The sequence below is a fragment of the Methylibium sp. T29-B genome, assembly GCF_000576225.1.
Taxonomy (GTDB): domain Bacteria; phylum Pseudomonadota; class Gammaproteobacteria; order Burkholderiales; family Burkholderiaceae_C; genus Methylibium; species Methylibium petroleiphilum.
Genome location: NZ_AZSN01000224.1, coordinates 1 through 4,308, shown reverse-complemented (window position 1 = coordinate 4,308; position 4,308 = coordinate 1). Strand labels below are relative to the sequence as shown.

Annotated in this window: 2 protein-coding genes; both read left to right on the top strand. The window is 66.1% G+C overall.

The window, feature by feature from the left end:
• The first annotated feature begins 1,496 nt into the window (after positions 1-1,496).
• Positions 1,497-1,733, top strand: coding sequence for a helix-turn-helix domain-containing protein (locus Y694_RS20015; RefSeq protein ID WP_036235787.1), 237 nt, complete (start codon positions 1,497-1,499; stop codon positions 1,731-1,733).
• 299 nt (positions 1,734-2,032) lie between these two features.
• Positions 2,033-3,853: a monovalent cation:proton antiporter-2 (CPA2) family protein gene (locus tag Y694_RS20010; RefSeq protein WP_011827713.1), complete on the top strand. Its 1,821-nt coding sequence runs from the start codon at positions 2,033-2,035 to the stop codon at positions 3,851-3,853.
• The last annotated feature ends 455 nt before the right edge of the window (positions 3,854-4,308 follow it).

Below are 4,308 nucleotides of genomic sequence, written 5' to 3'. Positions count from 1 at the left end.
TTTTCGGTCGGCGTCAACACCAGAGCTCAGGCGGAGGATTAGGGGCGATGACATCGAACCCACCGAATTCACCTGGACGGTTCAAGACGATGACGTCGTCAAAGTCCAAAAGGATGACAGGGCGGTTGCTCATGGTCGTCTCGCTGAAGCCGAGCCCGGGGCAGCGCTGCGGTCCACTAAACCGCAGTACTGCTCTACTCTCAGCGCCGTGGAATGCTCGTGTCGCCCTCTAGCTCCCTGACGAGGAAAGGTCCAGCGGTCGCCGCGCTCCTGCAACCTGCTGGGCTCCGGCTGAGTTCACGACTGAATGGGGCCTTCTGAGGGGCCAATTCAGCGCCCCCTTTCCGGTGGTCGGCGAGCACTGACCGAGAACCCAGCGGCGGTCGCTGACTGGGCTGCCCACGCTTGTGCCAACTCGACCACCCGCTGCTGCCGATTCGCGATGGTCACGTCGCACAGCATTGCGGTGGGCGTCCTTCCACCTAATGCACCATGAGCTCGCTTCCAGAACATCAAGGCGCTTTCAGGCGACACGGGCCTGAGCGCACGTGACACAGCTCTTGCGATATCGAGGTCCAGGTCAACGAACTCCCGTGGGTAGTAACGGCGGCGAGATATGACGATGGACGACAGCTCGCCTCGTCGGGCTGCCCCTCCAACGGAACGAGTTGTCACTCGCCACTTCGAAGCAATAGCGCTGGCGGGAACGACTTCTCCGGTGTCCACCCATCGAAGCTTCGCCGCTATGCCTCTGGACACTGCCGCCTTAAAGCCAGTTCCTTCGGCATTCATCTCTTTGAGGCACACCAGCCAGTGAGTTGAGAAGCTCGAGAGCCTGGTCCATGCGCTTACGGAAAGACGCGTCGCCCAAGCGCTACAGCTGGTGCCTTGACCACCTTGCCTCCCGAAGCCATGAGCATGAGCCGGATGTCGTCCTGAGCAGCAACTTGTCGTCTTGGTCGATACGCGTCACTTCGGCGACCGTTTGAAAAGGTGCCCACTCGGAAAGTCAGTCGGTGAACGCACGAATACATGCAATGACGCCCACTCGAACGTCGTCTTCTTGTAGAGCTCACGCACTTCCCAAAAGTCAGTCGCGATGTAACGGCGAACGTTGAACTCAATCCCCAGTGTCTCGACGCCGCACTCCAGAACAAACCAGACATCCCCAGGCACCTCGACGGACGACCAATAGCGAATACCCCTTTGCGGAGATTCCGCTGGTCGGGAATCGCGTTCGCGCGTGCGTAGAAGTAGCGCATCCATCGTGCATCCTTAGCTCGTTTAGGGTTCGCAAGTGGCACAGTATATTGTGTCAGCAAGCATCGCACTCCTGTCGCGTCGTATCGGTGTTGAGCTTGGTAGCCAGCGATGCGACGGGCTTCAGGACACGTCCTAAAAGGTGAGCCGACCGCGTTCAGTGACTAGGTCCCTTCTGCCGTTTCAGTACAGTCCTGGAAAAGACGTCGCATCCGCGATGGGTAAACCTGGGTCAAATGAACTTGTCCGAAGCCTTGGGCGTGGTTGTTCGCGAGCGCAGGCTGGCCATGGGGCTCAGCCAAGGCGACCTCGCGATTGCCACGGGGCTGCACAAGAACTTCATTGGCCTGGTCGAGCGGGGGAAAACGGCAGCGGCTATCGACAGCGTTGAAGTCATCGCGACCGCACTGAAGTGCAGAGCCTCTCAACTGCTGGCGGCGGCGGAGCGGACGCGCAGCGCCGCCGACGGGTAGCGAGCCCGCCTCTCGTCTCCGCGTCGATTGAGCTAGCGCTCTGCTATCAACAGAATGTTGATAGCCGGGCCAAAAGAGGTACCTTCAGCCCCATGTCCGGTCACTATCAACATCTTTTGTACCCACGCCCACCTTCACTCACTCACACTGTGGGCACAAACCACAGTTTTTTGTGCGTAGGACCCTTCTGACGCGTCCCCGGCGCACCGTCCCGCAGGGCCTGCAACCCGAGGTTGCCGGCCCTTTTTCAATGCGGCCCGGGGCCGCGCGTTCCCCACATTCGGCGAAGGAGTACAGGCATGGCGGTCGAGGCAGCAGGCAACGAACAACTGGTCCGTGTGGTGGTGCTGCTGGCCGCCGGCGTGGTGGCGGTGCCGCTGTTCAAGCGCCTCGGCCTCGGCTCGGTGCTCGGCTACCTGGCCGCCGGGCTGGCGATCGGGCCGTTCGGCCTGGGGTTGTTCGTCGACGCGCAGACCATCCTGCACGTGGCCGAGCTGGGCGTCGTGATGTTCCTGTTCGTCATCGGGCTGGAGATGCAGCCCAAGCGCCTGTGGAGCCTGCGCCGCGAGATCTTCGGCCTGGGCCTGGCCCAGGTGGTGGCGTGCGGCGCATTGCTCACCGGCGTCGGCATGCTCGCCGGGCTGTCGGCGCCGGTGGCCTTCGTCGCCGCGATGGGCTTCGTGATGACCTCCACCGCCACCGTCATGCTGATCCTCGACGAGCGCGGCGAGACGGCCACCTCGCGCGGCCAGCGGGTGGTCTCGATCCTGCTGCTGGAAGACCTGGCCATCGTGCCGCTGCTGGCCATCGTGGCCTTCCTCGCGCCGGCGCACGCCGATGTCGACAGTTCCATCTGGCGCGCGCTGCTGCTGGCGCTGGTGGCGGTGGGCAGCGTCACGATCGCGGGGCGCTGGCTGCTCAATCCGATGTTCCGGCTGCTGGCGGCGGCGCGCGCGCGGGAGGTGATGACCGCGGCCGCGCTGCTGGTGGTGCTGGGCGCTGCGCTGCTGATGCAGTTCGGCGGCCTGTCGATGGCGATGGGCGCCTTCCTCGCCGGCGTGATGCTGTCGGAATCGAGCTTCCGGCATCAATTGGAGGCGGACATCGAGCCCTTCCGCGGCATCCTGCTCGGCCTGTTCTTCCTGAGCGTCGGCATGTCGCTCGACCTCACGGTGTTCGCCAGCCACTGGCCCCAGGTGCTGGGCGGCGTGGTGGTGTTCATGCTGGTGAAGGCGGCCGGCATCTACGTCGTGGCGCGCGCGCTCGGCGCGCCGCACGGCGACGCGCTGCACCGCATGGTGCTGATGGCCCAGGGCGGCGAGTTCGCGTTCGTGCTGTACTCGGCCGGCGTCAGCGCCGGGCTGCTCGACGGCCCGATGAATGCGGTGCTCACCGCGATCGTGATCCTGTCGATGGCGCTCACGCCGCTGGCGGTCGGGGCCCTGCGCTGGATGCTGCCGCGTGGCGCGGCCTCGCTCGAGGGCGTGGACCGGGCCGACGGCCTGACCGGCAGCGTGCTGATGATCGGCTTCGGCCGCTTCGGTCAGGTGGCCAGCCAGGCCCTGCTGGCGCGCGGGGTCGACGTGGCGATCATTGACTCGGACACCGAGATGATCCAGAGCGCCGACGGCTTCGGCTTCAAGGTCTACTACGGCGATGGCACCCGGCTCGACGTGCTGCACGCCTCCGGCGCTGCCACCGCCGAAGCGATCGCCGTCTGTGTGGACGACAAGGCGGCGGCGCTGAAGATCGTCGAGCTGGTGAAGCACTCGTTCCCGCAGGCCCGCCTGCTGGTGCGCTCCTTCGATCGCGAGCACGCGCTGAAGCTCATCGCCGCGGGCGTGGACTACCAGGTGCGCGAGACCTTCGAGTCGGCCAGTGCCTTCGGCGAGGCTGCGTTGCGGGCCCTGGGCGCCACGCCCGACGAGGCCGCGCAGGTGGCGGCCGAGGTGCGCCGCCGCGACGACGAGCGCCTGCAGCTGCAGATCACCGGCGGCCTGCGCGCGGGGGTGGGCATGATGCTCAGCAACCGCATGAAGCCCACGCCGCTGACCAAGCCGGCTCGTGCCGGCCTGGCCCTGAACGAAGAGACCGCGTCGGTCACGGCCAACGCGCCCTGACGCTGCGCCGAAGCGGCGCCGATCCGGCCGGGCCCGGCCCCGCGCGGGCGGACCCCGGCGCGCCTTATGCGCCGCGCCGCTATCGACCACCGGAAAGCTTCGTTGGCCGGTGCGGCGAGTCTCCCTATCGTGCGGGCACTGCATCCCCGCACGGAGCCGCCTTGTCACTCTTCCGCTGTCCGGCCTGAACCGATCGCGACCCCTTTGACGCGGGGGCGGTTGCAGGCTGCGTCTCCTTCGCTTGTCTCTGCCTTCTGGCCTGGTTCATCGGCCGCCCCCGTCCTTTCTTTCCTCGTTGTTGCGCGCGGCGGCGATCGTCGCGTCCACGAACCGGAGTTCCCCATGAGCCATTCGGATTCTTCTTCCTCGTCCCGCTGGAGCCGGCTGCCGCAGTCGGCCCGTCGCCGCCTGCTGCAGGCCTTCGGCGCCGCCGCCGGCGCCGCGGCGCTCGGCAC

Coding starts and splice junctions, on each gene's coding strand:
- Y694_RS20015 (WP_036235787.1), top strand. CDS start 1,497: ATGAACTTGTCCGAAGCCTTGGGCGTGGTTGTTCGCGAGCGCAGGCTG.
- Y694_RS20010 (WP_011827713.1), top strand. CDS start 2,033: ATGGCGGTCGAGGCAGCAGGCAACGAACAACTGGTCCGTGTGGTGGTG.